This is a genomic window from Alteromonas sp. KUL49, assembly GCF_006538345.1.
In the GTDB taxonomy this organism is placed as follows: Bacteria; Pseudomonadota; Gammaproteobacteria; order Enterobacterales; family Alteromonadaceae; genus Alteromonas.
On record NZ_BJKL01000014.1, the window covers coordinates 12,556 to 33,009 of the forward strand.

General features: G+C 44.9%; 17 protein-coding genes and 2 pseudogenes. 14 read left to right on the plus strand and 5 right to left on the minus strand.

The features are described 5' to 3' along the window. Nucleotides 1-145: 145 nt before the first annotated feature. The 3 genes from eno to mutS all read right to left on the minus strand — a co-directional run bounded on the left by eno (nucleotide 146) and on the right by mutS (nucleotide 5,818). Nucleotides 146-1,438, minus strand: coding sequence for a phosphopyruvate hydratase (gene eno / locus EYS00_RS18710; RefSeq protein WP_130639416.1), 1,293 nt, complete (start codon nucleotides 1,436-1,438; stop codon nucleotides 146-148). A gap of 59 nt (nucleotides 1,439-1,497) precedes the next feature. Continuing rightward, nucleotides 1,498-3,129 (minus strand): CTP synthase, encoded by a 1,632-nt coding sequence (locus tag EYS00_RS18715; RefSeq protein WP_130639418.1) that lies wholly within the window; start codon nucleotides 3,127-3,129, stop codon nucleotides 1,498-1,500. Nucleotides 3,130-3,268: 139 nt separating this feature from the next. Continuing rightward, the gene (mutS, locus tag EYS00_RS18720) at nucleotides 3,269-5,818 is read right to left on the minus strand and encodes a DNA mismatch repair protein MutS (RefSeq protein WP_130639478.1); all 2,550 of its coding nucleotides are present in this window, start codon (nucleotides 5,816-5,818) and stop codon (nucleotides 3,269-3,271) included. Nucleotides 5,819-6,110: 292 nt separating this feature from the next. Here mutS and EYS00_RS18725 point away from each other — a divergent pair, with 292 nt between their 5' ends. From EYS00_RS18725 to EYS00_RS18745, 5 genes are all read left to right on the plus strand, one after another. Then, entirely contained in the window at nucleotides 6,111-6,626 is a 516-nt protein-coding gene (locus tag EYS00_RS18725) for a CinA family protein (RefSeq protein WP_130639420.1), read from the plus strand. 85 nt (nucleotides 6,627-6,711) lie between these two features. After that, nucleotides 6,712-7,032: a hypothetical protein gene (locus tag EYS00_RS18730; protein WP_130639422.1), complete on the plus strand. Its 321-nt coding sequence runs from the start codon at nucleotides 6,712-6,714 to the stop codon at nucleotides 7,030-7,032. A gap of 133 nt (nucleotides 7,033-7,165) precedes the next feature. Continuing rightward, nucleotides 7,166-8,209, plus strand: a complete 1,044-nt coding sequence (gene recA / locus EYS00_RS18735) for a recombinase RecA (RefSeq protein WP_130639424.1) — start codon at nucleotides 7,166-7,168, stop codon at nucleotides 8,207-8,209. Nucleotides 8,210-8,479: 270 nt separating this feature from the next. Continuing rightward, nucleotides 8,480-9,286 (plus strand): ABC transporter ATP-binding protein, encoded by an 807-nt coding sequence (locus tag EYS00_RS18740; RefSeq protein WP_130639426.1) that lies wholly within the window; start codon nucleotides 8,480-8,482, stop codon nucleotides 9,284-9,286. Beyond that, nucleotides 9,270-10,466 carry an ABC transporter permease gene (locus EYS00_RS18745; protein ID WP_130639428.1) on the plus strand — a complete coding sequence of 399 codons (1,197 nt, stop codon included), beginning with the start codon at nucleotides 9,270-9,272 and terminating at the stop codon, nucleotides 10,464-10,466. The genes EYS00_RS18740 and EYS00_RS18745 overlap by 17 nt, the downstream gene beginning before the upstream one ends. Before the next feature lie 61 nt (nucleotides 10,467-10,527). On the opposite strand, the pseudogene EYS00_RS18750 reads toward EYS00_RS18745, so the two are convergent. Both EYS00_RS18750 and EYS00_RS18755 read right to left on the minus strand, forming a co-directional pair. After that, nucleotides 10,528-10,743: pseudogene (locus tag EYS00_RS18750) on the minus strand (EscU/YscU/HrcU family type III secretion system export apparatus switch protein); the annotation flags it as partial. A 93-nt stretch (nucleotides 10,744-10,836) separates the two neighbouring features. Then, entirely contained in the window at nucleotides 10,837-13,149 is a 2,313-nt protein-coding gene (locus EYS00_RS18755; RefSeq protein ID WP_130639430.1) for a flagellar hook-length control protein FliK, read from the minus strand. A gap of 217 nt (nucleotides 13,150-13,366) precedes the next feature. Between EYS00_RS18755 and ccmA the strand changes: the two genes are divergently transcribed. The 9 genes and pseudogenes from ccmA (at nucleotide 13,367) to ccmI (ending at nucleotide 20,453) form a co-directional block, all read left to right on the plus strand. Continuing rightward, the gene (ccmA, locus tag EYS00_RS18760) at nucleotides 13,367-13,996 is read left to right on the plus strand and encodes a cytochrome c biogenesis heme-transporting ATPase CcmA (RefSeq protein ID WP_130639432.1); all 630 of its coding nucleotides are present in this window, start codon (nucleotides 13,367-13,369) and stop codon (nucleotides 13,994-13,996) included. Continuing rightward, the gene (ccmB, locus tag EYS00_RS18765) at nucleotides 13,993-14,661 is read left to right on the plus strand and encodes a heme exporter protein CcmB (RefSeq protein ID WP_130639434.1); all 669 of its coding nucleotides are present in this window, start codon (nucleotides 13,993-13,995) and stop codon (nucleotides 14,659-14,661) included. The genes ccmA and ccmB overlap by 4 nt, the downstream gene beginning before the upstream one ends. Further along, on the plus strand, nucleotides 14,661-15,419 hold the full coding sequence (locus EYS00_RS18770) for a heme ABC transporter permease (RefSeq protein ID WP_130639435.1): 759 nt from the start codon (nucleotides 14,661-14,663) through the stop codon (nucleotides 15,417-15,419). Before ccmB ends, EYS00_RS18770 begins: the two co-directional genes overlap by 1 nt. A 22-nt stretch (nucleotides 15,420-15,441) precedes the next feature. Further along, nucleotides 15,442-15,633, plus strand: coding sequence for a heme exporter protein CcmD (ccmD, locus tag EYS00_RS18775; RefSeq protein ID WP_307723763.1), 192 nt, complete (start codon nucleotides 15,442-15,444; stop codon nucleotides 15,631-15,633). Between the two features lie 20 nt (nucleotides 15,634-15,653). After that, nucleotides 15,654-16,136: a cytochrome c maturation protein CcmE gene (ccmE, locus tag EYS00_RS18780; RefSeq protein ID WP_130639437.1), complete on the plus strand. Its 483-nt coding sequence runs from the start codon at nucleotides 15,654-15,656 to the stop codon at nucleotides 16,134-16,136. 2 nt (nucleotides 16,137-16,138) lie between these two features. Continuing rightward, a pseudogene (locus EYS00_RS18785) lies at nucleotides 16,139-18,143 on the plus strand (heme lyase CcmF/NrfE family subunit). After that, nucleotides 18,140-18,754, plus strand: a complete 615-nt coding sequence (locus EYS00_RS18790) for a redoxin family protein (RefSeq protein WP_130639438.1) — start codon at nucleotides 18,140-18,142, stop codon at nucleotides 18,752-18,754. The pseudogene EYS00_RS18785 and the gene EYS00_RS18790 overlap by 4 nt, the downstream one beginning before the upstream one ends. Continuing rightward, on the plus strand, nucleotides 18,751-19,188 hold the full coding sequence (locus tag EYS00_RS18795) for a cytochrome c-type biogenesis protein (RefSeq protein WP_130639439.1): 438 nt from the start codon (nucleotides 18,751-18,753) through the stop codon (nucleotides 19,186-19,188). The genes EYS00_RS18790 and EYS00_RS18795 overlap by 4 nt, the downstream gene beginning before the upstream one ends. Then, on the plus strand, nucleotides 19,188-20,453 hold the full coding sequence (ccmI, locus tag EYS00_RS18800; RefSeq protein WP_130639440.1) for a c-type cytochrome biogenesis protein CcmI: 1,266 nt from the start codon (nucleotides 19,188-19,190) through the stop codon (nucleotides 20,451-20,453). The genes EYS00_RS18795 and ccmI overlap by 1 nt, the downstream gene beginning before the upstream one ends. Nucleotide 20,454: the final 1 nt, after the last annotated feature.

Consider the following 20,454-nt stretch of genomic DNA (forward strand, 5'->3'; position numbering starts at 1 on the left):
AATCATAATTGTGTAAAGCGTGTGTCATTTTGCCCCAGCTAGTCTGGGGCTTTTTTATGCCTATGTAAAAGACGGGCATAAAAAAACGGTGTGAGCTTGACCCACACCGTTTTCATTTAAAATACCATTAGACGATATTGATAACTTACTGACCTTTGATTTCTGAACGGCCGTTGTAAACCGCTGCATCACCAAGAGCTTCTTCAATACGAAGTAGTTGGTTGTACTTAGCTACGCGGTCTGAACGACACAATGAGCCAGTTTTGATTTGACCAGCCGCTGTACCTACTGCCAGGTCAGCAATGGTTGCGTCTTCAGTTTCGCCAGAACGGTGAGAGATAACTGCAGTAAAGCCAGCATCTTTCGCCATTTTGATTGCGTTAAGAGTTTCAGTCAGTGAACCGATTTGGTTGAACTTGATAAGGATCGAGTTACCAATACCGTTATCGATACCGCGCTTAAGGATCTTAGTGTTAGTTACGAACAAGTCGTCACCCACTAGTTGAACCTTATCACCAATCTTTTTAGTGAGGCTTGCCCAACCATCCCAGTCGCTTTCGTCTAGGCCGTCTTCAATTGACACAATAGGATATTGTGAAGAAAGCTCAGCTAGGTAGTCGCCAAACGCTTCTGAATCAAAGCTCTTGTCTTCACCAGAAAGTACGTATTGACCTTCTTTGTAGAATTCAGACGCTGCACAGTCTAGTGCAAGTGTTACGTCTTCGTTCATTGTGTAGCCTGCTTTTTCTACTGCTTCAACGATAACAGCTAGCGCTTCAGCGTTAGAGCTAAGGTTTGGTGCAAAGCCACCTTCGTCACCCACTGCGGTGTTAAGGCCTTTGGCTGAAAGCACTTTCTTCAGGTTATGGAAAATTTCTGCACCCATGCGAAGTGCTTCTTTGAAGCTTTTCGCGCCAACAGGCTGAACCATGAACTCTTGAATATCAACGTTGTTGTCTGCGTGCTCACCGCCGTTGATGATATTCATCATTGGCACTGGCATAGAGTATTCACCAGAAGTACCGTTAAGGTCGGCAATGTGTTCGTATAGCGCTACGCCTTTTTCTGCAGCAGCAGCTTTTGCAGTTGCTAGAGACACAGCAAGGATAGCATTCGCGCCTAGTACTTCTTTGTTTTCAGTACCGTCTAGTGCAAGCATAACTTCATCGATGTCCGCTTGTGCAAGTGCGTCTTTACCTAAAAGCGCTGGTGCAATGGTGTCGTTAACGGCAGCAACCGCTTTAGTTACACCTTTACCCATGTAACGTGACTTATCACCATCGCGCAATTCAAGTGCCTCACGGCTACCAGTTGATGCGCCAGAAGGTGCTGCGGCACGACCCATAACGCCAGACTCTAAGTATACGTCTGCCTCTACGGTTGGGTTGCCGCGAGAATCCATAATTTCGCGTCCAATAATGCGACTAATCTTCGCCATGTTTTTTCCTCAACGATTGATGGGAACACCACGGGAGAAAGTGTTCCCTTATTTAGAATTTAGTGATTTTCTTTCTGGTATTCGCCCGCTGCGGCAACAAAGCCCTCAAACAACGGATGTCCATCTCGTGGTGTAGACGTAAACTCTGGATGGAACTGACCTGCTATGAACCAAGGATGGTCAGGTATTTCCACCACTTCTACAAGTCGTTTGTCAGTGGACAAACCACTGACTTTCATCCCTGCCGCTTCGATTTGGTCGCGAAGGTTGTTATTGACTTCGTAGCGATGGCGGTGACGCTCGTAGATTTCCGTGCTGCCATACATTTCGTGTACTTTGGTGTCTTCCAACAGATGGCAAAGTTGGCTACCCAAACGCATGGTTCCACCAAGGTCAGATGATTCATTTCGGGTTTCTGTAGAACCGTCGGCGTCTAGCCATTCTGTGATAAGGCCAACTACCGGGAATCCAGTTTCTGGGTCGAATTCAGTACTGTTGGCGTTTTCCATCCCCGCAACGTTACGAGCGTATTCAATAAGCGCCACTTGCATGCCTAAACAAATACCTAAATAAGGCACCTTGTTTTCTCGAGCATATTTGGCGGCAGCAATCTTACCTTCAACACCCCGTTCACCAAATCCGCCAGGTACTAATATGGCGTCGAGGTGTTCAAGAATTTGGGCACCTTTACTCTCAACATCTTGAGAGTCAACATAGTGGATGTTAACGGTGAGGCGATTCTTAAGGCCTGCGTGTTTAAGCGCTTCATTTACTGACTTGTATGCGTCGGGAAGCTCTACGTATTTGCCCACCATACCAATGTTAACTTCACCGGTTGGGTTAGATTCAGAATAAAGCACTTGTTCCCACTCAGTAAGGTCGGCTTCGTCGCACTCTAAACCAAAACGGTCTACAACCAACTGATCCATACCCTGTGCTTTCAGTGCTGCAGGAATGCGATAGATACTATCAACGTCTTTAAGTGAGATTACTGCTTTGTCAGCAACGTTAGTGAAAAGCGCAATTTTAGAGCGTTCACTGGTTGGCAATGCACCTACTGAGCGACACACCAAAATATCTGGCTGAATACCAATTGAGCGCAGTTCTTTCACCGAGTGCTGTGTTGGCTTAGTTTTAACTTCACCAGATGCTGGTAGATAAGGTACGAGTGTTAGGTGCATGAACATTGCGCGTTCACGACCTACTTCTGTACCAAGCTGACGGATAGCTTCTAAGAAAGGTTGTGATTCGATATCACCCACAGTTCCGCCAACTTCAACAATAGCCACATCGTGGCCTTCCGCACCAGCAATAACACGGCGCTTTATTTCGTTAGTAATATGCGGGATAACCTGAATGGTCGCGCCTAGGTAGTCCCCACGTCTTTCGCGCTTTAGTACTTCTTCATACACCCGTCCAGTGGTGAAGTTGTTGCGCTTGCTCATGCGGGTACGAATAAAACGTTCGTAGTGACCTAAGTCCAAGTCTGTTTCTGCACCGTCGTCCGTAACGAATACTTCACCGTGTTGGATTGGACTCATAGTACCGGGGTCGACATTAATGTAAGGGTCGAGTTTTAACATGGTAACGGTGAGCCCACGAGCCTCTAAAATTGCAGCCAATGACGCAGCAGCAATACCTTTACCTAGTGATGAAACGACACCACCGGTGACGAAAATATAATTTGTCATGCGAAACCTAAGACGTTGGATATTTGGGTAATAATGCGAGCAATGAGAGAAGACCATCACTAGCACTTTGGACGGCGTAATAGTATACGCAAAATTCACTGGGCAAACAAATGTGTTTGCCCATGAAATGGCCTCAGATTTACGCTTTTGATAGACGTTTAAGGGTGTATAAGAGGTCTAGCGCCTGTCGTGGCGTGAGTTCATCAGGAGACACCTGATTTAAAGCATCGATGACTGGGTGAGGTTTGTCGTCAAAAATGATCTCTGCTTGGTCAGACTGAGTGCGGTTACTTTGCTTTGTTTTCTGAGCGGGGGAATCAGCTGAGCCTTGTTCCAGTGCTTTGAGTTTGGCTTTTGCTGCGCGAATAACCGTTTGTGGAACGCCTGCAAGCTGCGCGACTTGCAACCCAAAGCTCTTACTTGCCGCCCCTGTCTCTACAGCATGCATAAAACGAATAGTATCTTCGTGCTCTAGGGCATCGAGATGCACGTTAGTTACTTTGGGTAGGCTATCTGGAAGTTCTGTCAGCTCAAAATAGTGAGTGGCGAATAAAGTATAGGCATTCACTGACGACGCTAAATAGCTTGCACAGGCCCACGCTAACGACAGTCCGTCATAGGTACTTGTGCCGCGGCCGATTTCGTCCATTAACACTAAAGAGTGCTCAGTGGCATTGTGAAGAATATTGGCAGTTTCTGTCATTTCTACCATGAAGGTAGATCGGCCAGAGGCTAAATCATCAGAAGCGCCAATACGGGTAAATATTCTATCGACTTTACCTATTTGGGCATTTTGCGCAGGAACGAAACAGCCAACATACGCGAGTAACACGATAAGCGCTGTTTGGCGCATGTAGGTTGATTTACCGCCCATGTTAGGGCCGGTAATTATCAGCATACGTTGTTGGTCTGACAGTGTAAGTGGGTTGGCAATAAAAGGCCCTTCCATTACGTTTTCTACCACAGGATGTCGGCCGGCATCGTAGGTTATCTGTGTGTTTGAGGTTAACGTAGGGCGATACCAATCAAGACTCAACGCTCGCTCTGCGAAGCAACAAAGTACATCTAGTTTTGCCAATGCTCCGGCAGTATCTATCAGATTATTTAGGTGAGGTGCTATGTGATCAAACAAAGCTTCATATAGCTGTTTCTCTAACGCTAAAGCACGGCCCTGACTGGTCAGGACTTTGTCTTCGTGTTCTTTAAGCTCAGGAGTAATAAAACGTTCTGTGTTTTTGAGTGTTTGTCGACGAATATAGTCTGCTGGTGCACTACCACTCGTGGCTCGACTCATTTCTATAAAGAAACCATGTACCTTGTTATAGCCGACTTTTAATGTTGATACGCCGGTGCGCTCACGCTCTCGTTGTTCTAACGCATCAAGGTAATCTGTTGCACCTTGAGACAAGGCGCGAAGCTCATCAAGTTCGCTATTATAACCTTGTGCAATAACACCGCCATCGCGGATCACTACAGGCGGATTGTCTATAATTGCACTTGTGAGCAGTGCCTGTAATTCAGGGTACTCATTAATTACATGGGCGAGTTGGTTGATGAGTGGAATGTCATAATCTTTCAGTGCGCTTTGTAATTCAGGTAGTGTATTGAGCGCATTTCTCAATCGGGCGAAGTCTCTAGGTCTGGCTGAACGAAGTGCAAGACGCGCCATGATGCGTTCGATGTCTCCAATGGTTTTTAGGCCGTCTGCAATGGCGTCAAAACCGTTATCCATCAGCACTTGTATAGCGTCTTGTCGGCTAGATAGTTCGTGCATGTCGGTAATTGGTGCGTGTAAATAGCGCTGCAACAAGCGACTTCCCATTGCCGTGGTAGTGGTATCTATTACGCTAAACAGGGTGTTGTCTTGTCCACCCGAAAGGTTGTGTGTGAGTTCAAGATTTCTTCGTGTGGCAGCGTCTAATTGCACTCGGCTGTCTTGTTGTTCTTTTTGAATACTGCGAATGTGGGGCAGAGCGGTACGCTGTGTATCTTTGACATATTGAAGTACGCATCCCGCAGCACCTAAGCCGAGTGTGATATCAGTAACCCCAAACCCAGTTAATTCTTTGGTTTGGAACTGTTTGTTGAGTTGGCTATTGGCAGTGTCTTCATCGAATTCCCACTCTGGACGACGGCGCAACCCCTTTCTGTGTTCGATGGCGTGCATGCAGGTAAAGCTTTCAGGGTAAAGCAGTTCTGCTGGGTTTAATCGCTGAAGCTCGGCTTGGAGTGCCTCGGCTGATTCGCACTCAGTCACAATAAAGCGCCCGCTCGTAATGTCTAATGCGGATAAGCCGAAGCGGTCTTCATTACCGCAAACGGCGGCAAGCACGTTGTCTTGGCGTTCTTCAAGTAAAGCTTCGTCAGTCACAGTACCGGGAGTCACAATGCGCTGAACTTGTCGTTCCACAGGGCCTTTACTCGTGGCTGGATCACCCACTTGCTCGCAAATAGCAACTGATTCTCCCATTTTGACCAATCGGGCTAAATAGCTTTCTACTGCGTGAAAAGGTACGCCCGCCATTGGGATGGGCTCGCCGCCAGATTTTCCTCTAGCGGTTAATGAGATATCGAGTAACTCCGCAGCTTTTTTGGCATCGTCGTAAAACAATTCGTAGAAATCGCCCATGCGATAGAAGAGTAAAATAGTGGGGTGCTGCGCCTTAATTGCCAAGTATTGGCGCATCATGGGAGTGTGTGTTTCCAAAAAATGCCTCGTTTGGTGACTGCGTTTGTTAACATCGCAGAGGGAAGCCGACGTTTTATAAAACAGGCGGTTAACCCGTCCTTGAGCGCTCTGCCGCAGCATCCTTGCTGCGGAAGGTTTTATAAAACGTCGGCTCCCTCTTATACTGTGTTGACGTTCAGCGTTGTATTTAATCAGCGTAGTATTAAGCCCAATATATTGATTGGAAGATTCAACTGAGCAAAAAATCAAAACGACATTTTAAGTAATGCCTGATGGGGCAACAAGTATTAATATGTCTTTTAACTATGGATGTGCTGGAGATCGAGTGGTGACGACAAGAACACAATCAGTATTGGCTTTAGGTGAACAACTTCGACAAAGAGGGTGGACGATTTCTTGTGCGGAATCTTGTACTGGTGGTGGATTGGCATATGCCTTTACTAGCGTGTCTGGAAGCTCGGACTGGTTTAATGTGTCTTGGGTGACCTATTCCAATGACGCTAAGCATCAGAAATTAGATGTGCTCGAGCACACGTTAACCCAATATGGTGCTGTGTCTGAACAAACTGTTATAGAGATGGCTCAAGGTGTTGCGGCCAAAAGTGGAGCACAAGTGGCTGTGAGTGTAAGTGGTATCGCCGGGCCCGGTGGTGGTAGTACTGACAAGCCGGTGGGAACCGTGTGGTTCGGTTTCTCACTCAACGGAAATATCAGTGCTGCAAAAATGCGATTTAGTGGTGACAGAGAAGCGGTAAGAGAGCAAGCCATCGATTATGTACTTGCCAGATGTAATGATTTTTTAGCGTAATTTTATCTTTTGCTTCCAAGGCTGTAGGCAAAAGTTTTGGAACCCTTCTATACTCAAGGATTACCTTCATTAACCGGAAAACACTGTGGAGCTTGAGTCTGGGCTTGTTGCCGCTCAAAATGCGCTGGTAGTTAATCCGCCTGTTCGAGAGCCTCAGCGGGAAGAGGTTAATCGTCAGCAAGAGCAAAACCGTCAAACGACGGAGTATCCACGCACTCAAGTGGTTGTACGCCAGAGTGCCGAGGCATTTGAACAAGCCGACCAGTTCCAACGACAAAACAATGTTTCTTATGATCAACAGTCAAATTTCAAAGCACGCCGAGCCCTTGATGCATACGCAAGCTTAGAGCGAGAAGAGCGACGAGAAGAGCTTCAGCAGATATTGGGTGTCGATACCTACGTTTAGTGGAAGTAGGCCAAAGTTATCCAAATAAATTTTAAATACTGTATTGAAACTGTATGCCTGTACAGTATAGAATGCACCCATTCGTTGGTAGTATGCCAATCCAAAATTAATTATTACTCCAGAGGATCGCTCCGTGGACAACAACAAATCTAAAGCCTTATCCGCCGCCGTTGGACAAATTGAAAAACAATTTGGTAAAGGAGCCATCATGCGCTTGGGTGATAACCAAGCCATGGATATTGAAGCTATTTCTACTGGCTCACTCACCATTGATATCGCGTTGGGTATTGGTGGTCTTCCTTGTGGACGTGTTGTTGAAATTTACGGGCCTGAGTCATCAGGTAAAACAACTCTAACACTTCAAGTTATTGCCGAGGCACAACGTGCAGGTAAAACTTGTGCATTCGTTGATGCCGAGCACGCGCTCGACCCTGTATATGCTGGAAAGTTGGGCGTGAATATTGACGATTTGTTGGTATCTCAGCCAGACACAGGTGAGCAAGCACTAGAAATTTGTGACATGTTGGTGCGTTCTGGTGCTGTTGACGTTGTGATTGTTGACTCAGTTGCGGCGCTAACACCAAAAGCTGAAATTGAGGGTGACATGGGTGACTCTCACGTCGGTTTGCAAGCGCGTTTGATGTCGCAAGCACTACGTAAGTTGACGGCTAACATTAAGCGTTCGAACACACTGTGTATCTTCATCAACCAAATTCGTATGAAGATTGGCGTTATGTTCGGTAACCCTGAAACAACGACGGGTGGTAATGCACTTAAGTTCTATTCTTCTGTTCGTCTAGATATTCGCCGAATTGGTGCTGTTAAAGAAGGTGACGAGGTTGTAGGTAACGAAACCCGAGTCAAAGTGGTTAAAAATAAAGTTGCGCCTCCGTTCAAACAAGCTGAATTTATGATTCGCTATGGTGAGGGTATTAGTAAAGAAGCAGAGCTTATCGATTTAGGTGTTAAGCAAAAGCTGGTAGACAAAGCCGGTGCTTGGTACAGCTATAAAGGGGATCGCATTGGTCAAGGTAAAGCTAATGTGATGAAATTCTTAAAAGAAAACCCTGAAATTGCCAACGAGATTGAACAGAAAATTCGTGCTGAGTTGCTGTTGTCAAAATCACTAAAAGCTGAAGAAGAGTTACCAAGCGACGATGAAGCGGAAGCTCCATAAATAACAGCATCGCGTTTTTCTGCGGACAAGTTATAACGATTGCAAGGCCAGTAGTGTTAACACTACTGGCCTTTTTTCTTTTCAGAATCAGTAATTAAGGTCTATATATAAAAAGATTCAAAGAGTATGTAATAAAAACATACATCATAGGACTATTAGAATAGAGTGTTGTTGATACTAACGACAAAACAGCAAGTTAACGTACGAGCGTAACGTAATTACGTAGCGTTATGAGCGTATTATGACTAATGATAGAAAAGGGAATCAAAGATGATAGAAATATCGGGCTTGGCGAAGCGGTTTACAGTAGAAAACCCAAAAAAGCTAAGTGAACAAGAGAAGAAGGACCCGAGATTACAAGGTCGCTATTTTCAATCAGTGCGGGATGTGTCATTTACCTGTGAAAAAGGTCAAGTGCTTGGGTTACTTGGGCCGAACGGTGCGGGTAAAACCACCTCTTTACGTATATTGTCTACGGCACTTACCCCTGATGCCGGTACAGTGAAAATTGCTGGTGAGAATGTACTAGAAAATCCTCTTATCGCTAGAAAGAAAATAGGCTTCTTATCCAGTTCTACTGGTTTGTACGGCCGTCTTTCTGGGCGCGAAAATATCGCTTATTTTGGTCAGTTGCACGGTATCGATGACAACATAATCGACGCGCGAATTTCAGAGATGGCAGACCTTCTTGATATGCATAGTTTCTTGGACCGTCGAGCAGAGAATTTTTCATCGGGAATGAAGCAGAAGATATCTATTGCCCGTGCGGTTATTCATGAACCTGAATTGGTTATTTTAGATGAGCCAACTACGGGGCTGGATATTATGGCCACTTCAACGGTGATGGAGTTTATTCAGCGTTTAAAAGACAAAGGGACGCCAGTCATCTTTTCTACCCATCACTTAGACGAGGTGCAAACTTTGTGTGACAGAGTCGTCGTGATTAATTTAGGCGAAACTGTGTTTGATGACACTGTGTCTGCATTTAGTGATTTGTCAGGTGGACGTATGCATGAAAGCTTCTTAAAAACACTGGAAGGCAGCAAGGAGGTAGAAAACAATGTGGTTAATCTTTAAAAAAGAATTCAAGGAACTCATTCGCGATAGGAAAACGATCATGTTTATGGTGGTTTTGCCCGTATTGTTGTTTCCTCTTATTATCGGCGTTACTGTGTTCTTCACTAGCTCTGCTATTAAAAAGGCAGAGAGTGAAGTACTTCAATACGCTATCGTGGGTGATGCGTTTGCGCCTCAAATTGCTCAAGCATTTGTTGATGACACCGAACATTTTGAGCGCGTGGATATTGGCGACAATACCGACTATGCATCCCTCATCAAAAGTGAAACCTTAGATTTTGTGCTTGTTATACCCGAAGGGTTTGGTGGAGACATCTTGGCATCAGGACAACAAAAGTTGTCGCTGTATTTAAACGATGCAGGTTTAAATAAAGTCATGAGCCGAGTCTCAGATATTACCGATAAATTTGCTTCAGAGTATCAGGCGACCGCATTCGGAACTTTGGGTTTAAACACTGAGCAACAGGCCGCACTAATCGAGCCCTTAGTTATCGAAAAAGAGAACATCGCTGATGATCGAGAAGTCTGGGGGGAGCGGATTGGTGGCTTGTTACCCTATTTTATTTTCTTCCTTTGTTTACAAGGCGCGATGGCACCTGCAGCAGACCTAGGAGCTGGCGAAAAAGAGAGAGGTACATTAGAGACTTTACTCATATCGCCAATGGAGCGCTATAAATTGGTATTGGGTAAGTTTCTAACGATTTGTGCTGCTGGTTTGATCACCGCACTAATAACGGTAACATCAATGGCCACGTGGGGCATTGTCATCTCTCAAGGGATGGCTATTGAATTCGTTGCTGAAATTATGGCACTTGTTGGTATTTTAGATTTTGTACTGATCTTCTTTATGTTGATTCCCATTGTGGCAATCTTTGCATCTGCCTTACTCACTTTGTCTATCTATGCGCGGTCATTCAAAGAAGCACAAAGTTATATGGGTGCCATGGTGATGGTGATTATATTCCCTGTACTTATTGCAATGATGCCTGGCGTGGAGTTAAAAGGCGGCTGGGTTTGGGTACCGTTGACTAATGTAGCTCTTGCCATGAAAGAGCTGTTCAAAGGTACGATGGATTACTTTGCACTATTTGGAATATTTACTTCCACAGCAGCAATCGCAGCATTGCTAATTACTTTCTGTGTTTATTGGTTCAACAAAGAGAAAGTACTGTTTAGATAGCAATTGTATCAAGTGGCGGTAATCGGTACCGCCACTTGTAAGTTGTACTGGGTGCTTAGAATCAGGCACTAGTTTTCACCTTACCCAGCACGCTTTCCCATCCCTCCGGGATCTTTCCCTGAAGTACATAAGAGTATGCAAGCAGTTCTGCAATAACAAAGTAGAGGGCCTCCGGTATGTCTTGGCCAACGTCCAATGTGCTCAATATATTACTTAAGTAAGGATCTTCATGAACCAAAACGCCATTTTCTTCAGCAAGTGCAATTATGGCTTCCGCTAGATCGCCATAACCTTTCGATACTACGCTCGGGGCAGATTTATTATCTACCCTGTTGTATTTTTAAACCGATAGCGCGTTTTGCTTTTTCACTCATACTCGCGTCTCGAATATGTGGTGAGGGCGATGCTCTAAAGATGTGGGTATCACCCCTTGTTGCACGCTTGTCTTGTCTACAATTAGACCCATCTCAGTCAGCCGCCTCTTTAGATAGGGTAAAGTGTCCGCGACTTTCGTCAATAACAACTTATTTGAGGTGTAAAAGTCGAGTGTGATGTCGTTGTCATTAATTTTAGACTTAGCAAGTAATTGGCCCAGCTCACCTATGTCCAATTTCATGGTGATATTCCACAGTTTGCGTTTCCCTTTCTGTGTATTTTTATGCTCTTTGTGTTCAGGCTCACGGTAAATCTTTATTTCTGGCGGTAACCGATTCTCTGAAAGCGAGGGTAAAACATAGTAAAAGCTATCTTGTCCGTTAATTCTGGATTCCGCTGACGATAGTTTGTTTTGCTGATGATTAGCGAGAATCGTCTTTAAACTTTCTAGAAGCTGGCCTTTTGTATCTGCTGAACTAACATCTTGCAGCACTTTACTGGGAAGCGCTTTATTACTGGTTACCCCGAGTGTTTTTGCAATAACCCCATTTGGCGCATCAATTTGCTGTTTTAACGAGGGATTTCTTTGTAGTGCTTTAGACGCTAATGACACTTGCAGCAGAGCAATAATACCCTGCATGAATGAGTTACCGGGTGCCGAGGTAGTAAGCTGTATAGGAGAGACCGGCAGTGCTGATGTCTGAACTAATCGAGCAATCGCATCGGGTAACCGTGGCGCGGATTCATTACCTATACTTATTTCAGCGGTGAGTTGTTTGATATTTTGCAAAGGCATAGCGCTATTTTTGCTCTTGCTCACCAAAGGAAGTAACTGCTCAATGTTCGTTGACAATAAATGGGACTTCTCACTATTTACATCGATTTTAGCATTGCTAATAACGCGATCGTGTAACGCAGAGATAACGTCATTTTTAATTCGTAAAATACTGGCATCTCGCGCTTCCTTGGGGCTGTTTGCGACTAAATCTGTAGCAGGCGATTGCAAAGGAATATTAGCTTGTTTGGGGGTGAGATCACTAATGCTTGTGGCAAATCGTTGTGCGATTGTTTTCAAGGCATTCGATGCGTCTGCATTGGATTGCGGTAAACTGGACAGTTGCTGTAGGACGGCGTTTAACTGAGTTAGCGCAGCATTAGTGGAACCTGTTTTAGTTAGCAAAGCGCGGGAAATATCGATGATTGCCTTATGAACGTCGGTTCTTTTTAGTTCTGTGGGATCGGCAACTTGAACGGTAGATTTAACACTTATGACTTCGTTTGCAGTCGTGCTTTGTTTGGGTGCATCAATAGTCTTGTATGAAACTGGCTGGCCGATAGTTGTTTTAGGAAGTTCGGCAGTAGGGGCTTTCTGAATTTCAGCTTTTGGCAAAGATACGAGAACTTCTTTGGCGACGGGAAGGCTATTGCCTGAAACAGGTAGTTGAAGAGGTGATGGTACCGATAGCATTATTTGAGGAGTACTAGCTATGGCTTGAATCACTTGCTGTCCATGGTTCACTTTCACGAAGGCTGCCGCTTTGATGGCAGATTCTGGAAATATTTTAGACACTTGCGCAGGAACTTTAGACATCGATTTTTGCGAGGTATCCGAAACTAGGATAACGCCCGCCCGAGTCAACCCTTCTTTGATAATAGGTTCCAAAATACGCTTTTGCGACGACTCATTCAAAGCGATAGAGGTTGGTGTGGCTGATGCGCTGTTAGTCCGATTTAGTACAGGTAAAATCTGTACTTCTGGTTTGGGGTTACCAAGGTTATTTTTTACAGATAGTGAGTAACTTTTCCCCTCTGGCAATGGCTTATCTGCTGGTGGTAGTGACACTTTGTTACCGCTTTCTAATTTCATCACTAAAGCATTTGGGCTCTGCGAAATTACTTTTCCTTGAACCTTTGTTTCAATAGCTATTGTTGGAGAGGTCATAGTCGATAGTTGTTGAATCAATAGCTTAAGGTTGGACTCAGAAATAGGCGTGGTTGACTTGTGTAGTGACTGAGCGATTAACAGACCAGTAGCATCATTTTGACTATTAACTTTAGCAAACTGCCATTGCTTTGCTGGAGGTATTGCCAGTGAAGGCGGTAGTTTTAGTTGCAGGGTCTCAGTACCTAAACCCTTCAACGCTATGATTGGGGCGTTCTTCAGACTGTTAGTGATAGACTCAATTTGCACCCGTGGTAACCCTTCGATTTGACTCAATTTGGTAAGTGCTTCCAACAATGCACTGTCACTAGGTGCAACAGACTTTGATGTGGCGTGGGAAATAATTTGAGACAACAAGGTATTCATAAATGGCTTATCGGCAACGGTGTTACTTTTCTTAATAATCCACTACTAGTTATTATGAGACAAATTTTGGCCGGTGCGTGTACTATTTATCCAACAACTTAGCGTAAGATTTGAAGTAAATCATAATTAATGACTTTCATCTTGGGTTGGAGGTGCGATGAAGTGATGTTGTGGTAAACTACGCTGAATTTTTAGTAGCTTATCAAAGGGCGGTAAATTGTCGGGGTTATCTGCATCGAAACTCACCTGTATTAAACGGGATCGCCTGCTTTTTACCGAGCTATCATTGCAGGTTTCCAAAGGTGAGTTATTGTACCTCCGAGGCCCAAATGGCGCCGGTAAAACCAGCCTTTTGCGCATTTTAACCGGGTTGACCATGCCTGAAGAGGGAGAGGTTTGCTTCGACGGTTTGAGTATATTTTCCCCAGATTCCACTTATACCGACCACCTTGTTTATCTTGGGCATAAAAGCGCACTCAACTCCATGATGTCTGCAGTAGAAAATCTACAGTATTGGGCAGCGCAACATAGCGTATCTCTGAGCTTACAGAAGTTGTATGACGTATTAGAAACCCTTGGGTTAGTCGGTTTAGAAGACGTTCCAGTTAAGTTTCTATCGGCAGGTCAACAGCGACGAGTGGCTTTGAGTCGCTTATGGTTAAAGCCTGCAGAACTTTGGGTGTTGGATGAGCCTTTTACCGCGCTTGACGTTGAGGGTATCGCGTTATTAGAAAGCTTATTTGCTTCCCATTGTAGCGACGGTGGAATGATCATTACCACGTCTCACCAAGCGCTTTCTCCGAGTGCGGGTAAACATCAAGTCTTTGATTTGGAGTACAGTTTATGAGTTCGCTGTACACCGGGGTGTTTAAACGGGACCTCACGCTAGCTTTTCGTCAGAAAGCGGAATTGCTGCAACCACTCATGTTTCTTGTGTTGGTGGTCAGCTTGTTTCCTATTGGCGTTGGCCCTGCTCCTGAAATCTTACAAATGATCGGCCCAGGTGTGATATGGGTTGCTGCGATATTGTCTTCCCTGTTGGGAATGGAACGGCTTTTTAGGGATGATTTTAATGATGGTTCATTGGAGCAACTCATGTTGAGTGGACTGAACTTAAACCTTGTGGTTGCCGTAAAAATAACCGTTCATTGGTTAGTCAGTGCGGTGCCTTTGCTTTTGCTTTCCCCTTTGTTGTCGATGTTTTTACATATGACCGTCGACATGTATATTGCATTGCTAATGACCTTGCTGTTAGGGACGCCACTCATTTCTATGATCGGCGCAATTGCAGTAGGTTTAACTGTCGGTGTAAGTCGGGGAGGCGTACTGCTGGCACTGTTGCTCATTCCAATATTTATTCCGTTATTGATATTCGCCACGTCTGCGGTGGATTCTGCCGCACTGCAATTACCTTATTTTTCACAGCTTGCTATCATTGCTGCCATGTTATTGCTGGCTGTGGCATTCTCACCCTTCGCAATTGCTTATTCTCTTAAAGTGAGTCAAAACTGATGTGGAAATGGTTACACCCCTACGCTAAAACAGAAAACGCTTATGCGTTGTGCAACACGTTACTACCTTGGTTTTGGGCCGGTACTTGTGTGTTCTTATCCGTAGGTGTGGTTTGGGGATTAGTGTTTGCACCGCAAGATTATCAACAGTTTGAGTCTGTTCGTATTATCTACATTCACGTACCCAGCGCGATTTTATCCATGGGAGCTTATGTGGCGATGGCGGTGGCTGCCCTTGTGGGTATAGTCTGGCAGTGGCGCACTGCATTTATGACAATGATAGCCATAGCTCCGGTGGGGGCTGTCGTTACTTTTGTGGCTTTGTTTACTGGCGCTGCATGGGGCAAGCCTATGTGGGGTACCTGGTGGATTTGGGACGCTCGTCTTACCTCAGAGCTTATTTTACTTTTTTTATATATTGGTGTTATTGCACTTTATGGCGTGTTTGACGACAAACAGCAAGCTGGAAAGGCTGCGGGTGTTATGGCGCTTGTTGGTGTAGTTAATGTGCCGATTATTCATTATTCCGTGGTGTGGTGGAACACCCTCCATCAAGGGGCAAGTATTAGCAAAGTGGATAAGCCAGACGTTGCCGATCCTATGCTTTGGCCACTATTAATTTGCCTAGCAGGCTTTGCATTTTTTATTGCCGCAGTAAGCACAGTAAGACTTAAAAGCGAAATTGTCCGCCGAGAGATGCATCGTCCTTGGGTACAAAAATTAGTGAGTAACGATGGAGTGTCCTCAGATGCAATTTGATAGTTTTTCTGAATTTTTGCACATGGGTGGGTATGCCTTTTACGTCTGGCTTGCCTACGGCGTTACGTTCGTTGCACTCGTGGGGATTGTGACTCAGTCGGTCCTCGAACACCGAAATTTATTAAAAAGTATAGTGAAAGAACAAGCACGCCAAGAACGTATTAAAAAATCTAAAACGAAGTCCAAGCAGACTTTAATCGACGTATCCGAATGAATGTTGTAGTGAGTTGATAGATGAATCCAAGAAGAAAACAGAGATTAGCCGCTGTTGGTATTGTAGGTGTGTTAGTGTTTGGCGCTATTGGTTTGATGCTGTACGCACTAAACGACAGTATTGATTTGTTCTATACCCCCAGTGAAATTATCGAGGGTAAGCAAGGGCAGATTCCTCAGGTTGGTCAGCGCTTACGTATTGGCGGTATGGTCGTTGAGGGGAGTGTAAATAGAGATTCTCAAACGCTAGATGTGTCATTCGATTTGATCGATACAGGGCCAATTGTCACCGTTGAATATAATGGCGTATTACCTGATTTGTTTAGAGAGGGGCAGGGTATTGTGGCTACTGGCGTGTTGGTATCACCTACAAAAATTCGAGCTCAACAGGTATTAGCCAAGCATGATGAAGAATATATGCCGCCAGAGTTGGCCGAAAAGATGAAAGGAATTAAGCACGTTAAGCCCAGTGATGTTGATACTTATGGCAACGGAGGCAACTAGCTGTGATACCCGAAATAGGAAATATTGCACTTACTCTCGCTTTGGTCGTTTCTATTCTTCTAGCCATATATCCTCTATGGGGAGCACAACGACAACATGAAGCCTTAATGGCGAGCGCTAAGCCACTCGCAGTTGGTTTGTTTACACTCACCCTTATTGCCTACGTTTGCTTAACATACTCTTTTGTTACTGACGATTTCAGTGTGGCCTATGTTGCACAGCACTCCAATAGCAAGTTACCAATATATTACAAAATCACCGCGGTATGGGGTGGCCACGAAGGTTCATTTCTATTGTGGGTGTTGATGCTATCTGTATGGACGGTAGCCGTTGCTATATTTAGTCGAGGTATCCCGCTGGCCATGGTTGCGCGAGTGCTTTCGGTGTTGGGTATGGTCAGTATCGGCTTTTACCTATTTATGCTGTTAACTTCTAACCCGTTTAATAGCATGCTGCCGTTTTTCCCTGTGGATGGGAGAGATCTAAACCCACTGTTACAAGATTTCGGTATGATCATACATCCGCCTATGTTGTATATGGGGTATGTAGGGTTCTCTGTAGCGTTTGCTTTTGCCGTTTCTGCATTGATTTCTGGTCAATTGGATTCAACGTGGGCGCGTTGGTCTCGTCCATGGGTGATTTCTGCATGGTCAGTTTTTAACCGTAGGCATTGCACTTGGCAGTTGGTGGGCATATTACGAGCTTGGTTGGGGCGGCTGGTGGTTTTGGGACCCAGTTGAGAACGCTTCTTTCATGCCTTGGTTAGTGGGTACCGCGTTAATGCATTCTCTTGCGGTGACCGAAAAGCGTAAGGCGTTTAAGTCGTGGACAGTGCTTTTGGCGATTGCTGCATTTTCTTTGAGCTTGCTGGGCACTTTCCTCGTTCGTTCAGGTGTGATTGTTTCAGTGCACTCTTTTGCCAGTGACCCAGAACGAGGCTTATTTATCTTAGGTATCCTGGTTGTATTGAGTGGGTTTGCATTGTTTTTGTACGCTCTTCGGGCTTCTTCACTAAAGAGCGCTGGTCATTACAAAGTATTTTCCCGCGAAGTCTTATTAATTGGCAACAATGTCTTTTTATGTGCTGCAACTATTGTTGTATTGCTTGGAACACTATTGCCTCTGGTACACAAAGAACTTGGGCTAGGCAGCATTTCTGTCGGGGCTCCCTTCTTTAATCAAATGTTTACCCTGCTCATTGTGCCATTTGTTTTGTTTTTAGGTTTAGGGCCTCTTACTCGTTGGAAACAACAATCAGCTAAAGCGCTACAGAATCAACTGTTGATAGCGGGTGGACTTGCATTAAGTGCTGGAGTACTTATTAACTTTGCATATGACGAAGCGGCCTACATGGGTATGCTCGGTATGGTATTAGTGTTCTGGATTTTGATCACCACGGTTCAAGAAGTTATGCAGCGTATTTCTTCTCAGTCTGGCAATGCGTCGGTGTTTGCTCTTTTGCGCAAACTAACACCCAGCCATTGGGGCATGGTGTTAGGACATTTAGGCTTTGCCGTACTACTTATCGGTGTGACCCTAGTGTCGAACTATGAAGTTGAACGCGATGTCAGAATGAATGTAGGCGATTCGCTTAACGTTTCTGATTACACGATTAACTTTAACGGACTGACGAAAGAGGAAGGCCCAAATTACCTGGCAGATGTTGGCGTGTTTACTGTGCAACAACGGGGCGCAATAGTCGCTGAGTTACGACCAGAGAAACGGCTATACCTAGTTCAACGTATGCCTATGACAGAGGCGGCGATTGACACGAACTTGGCGAGAGACGTATTTATCGCATTGGGTGAACCTTTGGATAATGGCGCCTGGGCGGTAAGAGTTTACATCAAACCCTTTGTAACCTGGTTATGGTGGGGAGCATTAATTATGGCCATAGGTGGAGTATTCTCCATCTCCGACAAACGTTATCGCATGGCAAAAAAGGCAAAAATTAAAAAGGTACTGAGTCGTTCATCAGACTCAGAAGCTGAGGAAGCGCTACAATGAAAAAATCTGCTCTCTTAGTTATTCCTTTGGCCCTATTTTGCGTGTTGATCGTGTTTCTTTTTCAAGGGCTATTTTCTGACCCTCGAACGCTAGACTCTCAGGCAAAAGACAACCCTGTGCCATCATTTGAACTCCCCGATTTAATGACACCCACTAGGTTATATACGCCCGATGTATTTCGCGGTGAGGTCACCATTTTGAATGTTTGGGGCGTATGGTGTGTTACTTGCGCGGTAGAGCTTCCCTTCTTGACCCACTTGAAAGAGGCTGAACAAGTGCGGTTTGTGGGTTTGTATTTTGATCAAGATCTCGATCCTGATTTTGGTACAAAGACGCTGTCGAGAGTGCAACAGGAAGTAATTTCCATGCTTGGGCGCTTTGGTAACCCTTACCAGTTTAATATCTTCGACGTATATCGAGACACTTCACTTGACCTTGGAGTTACTGGTGCACCGGAGCATTTTCTGATTGATGCCAATGGTGTTATTCGGATGCATCACGTGGGTGATATCAATGAGAGAGTTTGGGCCAATAAGATTAAACCTCTCTATGATGTTTTACTTCAAGAGAAAAATAAACCGCTAGCTGAGTCGCAGGGAGGTGAGTTGTGAGGTGGTTACTATTAACACTATTAGTTCTATCGAACTTGGTGCTAGCTACTGAAGATAGTTATGAGTTTGATACGCCCCAGCAGCGGGAGACATTTCTCACATTAACTCAAGAGTTGCGTTGCCCCATGTGTCAGAACCAAAACATTGCAGATAGTGATGCAATGATTGCTCATGATATGCGACGTAAAGTTTATACACTGGTGCAAGAAGGCAAGAGTGAACAACAAGTTATTAATTACATGAAGGTGCGGTATGGCGATTTTGTTCATTACAAGCCACCGGTAACTTTTGCAACGTTATGGCTTTGGTTAACCCCTGTCATGTTTGTGTTGCTGGCATTGCTATTTGTTGTGTTTCGGAAAAAAACCTCAACTCAAGAAGATATAGAAGCGAAGTTGGCAAAAGCGAACGCCATGCTGGAGCAAGAGAAATAATGAGTTGGTCAGAATTTTATTTGATAGTTTCTGGTCTTATGACCTTCGTGGCCCTTTGTATCGCCTTTCCATGGTTGAAAAGGAAAAATCACGCGCAAGCCGATAGTATTAGCAATACTCAGATAGTCAAACAGCGACTGAGTGAACTTGAACGAGAAACGAATGAAGGACTCTTGCTAGAGTCTGATAAGCAGTCGGCGATTAAGGAACTCAAGTTGGCTTTGGTTGATGAAAGCGAGTTTTCATCGACAGCGAAAGGGGGAGCATCGATTCCTATTATCGTCGGTGCACTTATAGCGTTTGGCACCGGTATTGTTCTGTATCTCAATGTAAACCAGTTAACTCCCATGACCCGTGGACAAGGTGCTATCGAGGCGTTGCCAACACTTAGTGCTCAGTTGGCAAGTGGTGGTTCTGACCTTACGGCGGAAGATATTTCCAACTTAACGTTAGCTATTCGACAACGGTTACGAGACAACCCTGAAGATGATCAAGGCTGGATGTACCTTGGTCGATTGTGGATGTCAGTAGGGCAAGATCAACAAGCGATGGAAGCGATGGATAAGGCCTTAGCTTTGTCGCCTGACAATGACAGCTACAAGATAATGCTTGCACAAGTGTTGATGACATCGGGCGACATTACCGTAATGGAAAGAGCTCAACAGCTGTTAAAGGAACTGCTCGTTGGGCAACCGGAGAACGACAACTTAAACCTGATGACAGCAGTAGTCTCGGCCCAACTGGGTGATTTGACCAGTACGCAGTTGCACTTCGAGAGAGTGAAAGACAAACTCCCTGATGGCAATGAGGTCAAGGAACGTCTACGCAGTCGTATCGCGGAAATGAGTGGTTCAACAGCGGGATTGATACCCGCTGAACTTGCCTCAGGTAATAACAATGAACCTGTCGTAAAAACAGGAGTCACAATAGTCGTAGATATAGACCCTGCAATTGAGAAAGAGCTACCCGAATCAGGTTATTTGATTGTATTCGCTCAAGATGCTCAAACCGATAATCGTATGCCTGCAGCCGTCGTTAAAATGCCGTTACAAGTTTTTCCTGTTAGTGTAATGCTAAACACGGATAATGCGATGCTTCCGCAATTCACACTGGACACACTGAGCGTTGCAAAGTTAACCGCTAGGATTTCGGTTGATGAAAATGTGGTCGCAGCGTCTGGAGATTTCGAAGGCAGTGTTGAATTGGACGTCATCAGCAATACAGTTGTTGATGCTAATATACTGATAAATAGGGAAATACCTTAAT

Bases quoted from the DNA above. Each gene is read 5' to 3' on its own strand.
- eno (WP_130639416.1), bottom strand. From the start codon at position 1,438: ATGGCGAAGATTAGTCGCATTATTGGACGCGAAATTATGGATTCTCGC.
- EYS00_RS18715 (WP_130639418.1), bottom strand. From the start codon at position 3,129: ATGACAAATTATATTTTCGTCACCGGTGGTGTCGTTTCATCACTAGGT.
- mutS (WP_130639478.1), bottom strand. From the start codon at position 5,818: ATGATGCGCCAATACTTGGCAATTAAGGCGCAGCACCCCACTATTTTA.
- EYS00_RS18725 (WP_130639420.1), top strand. From the start codon at position 6,111: ATGTCTTTTAACTATGGATGTGCTGGAGATCGAGTGGTGACGACAAGA.
- EYS00_RS18740 (WP_130639426.1), top strand. From the start codon at position 8,480: ATGATAGAAATATCGGGCTTGGCGAAGCGGTTTACAGTAGAAAACCCA.
- EYS00_RS18745 (WP_130639428.1), top strand. From the start codon at position 9,270: ATGTGGTTAATCTTTAAAAAAGAATTCAAGGAACTCATTCGCGATAGG.
- EYS00_RS18755 (WP_130639430.1), bottom strand. From the start codon at position 13,149: ATGAATACCTTGTTGTCTCAAATTATTTCCCACGCCACATCAAAGTCT.
- ccmB (WP_130639434.1), top strand. From the start codon at position 13,993: ATGAGTTCGCTGTACACCGGGGTGTTTAAACGGGACCTCACGCTAGCT.
- EYS00_RS18770 (WP_130639435.1), top strand. From the start codon at position 14,661: ATGTGGAAATGGTTACACCCCTACGCTAAAACAGAAAACGCTTATGCG.
- ccmD (WP_307723763.1), top strand. From the start codon at position 15,442: ATGGGTGGGTATGCCTTTTACGTCTGGCTTGCCTACGGCGTTACGTTC.
- ccmE (WP_130639437.1), top strand. From the start codon at position 15,654: ATGAATCCAAGAAGAAAACAGAGATTAGCCGCTGTTGGTATTGTAGGT.
- EYS00_RS18790 (WP_130639438.1), top strand. From the start codon at position 18,140: ATGAAAAAATCTGCTCTCTTAGTTATTCCTTTGGCCCTATTTTGCGTG.
- ccmI (WP_130639440.1), top strand. From the start codon at position 19,188: ATGAGTTGGTCAGAATTTTATTTGATAGTTTCTGGTCTTATGACCTTC.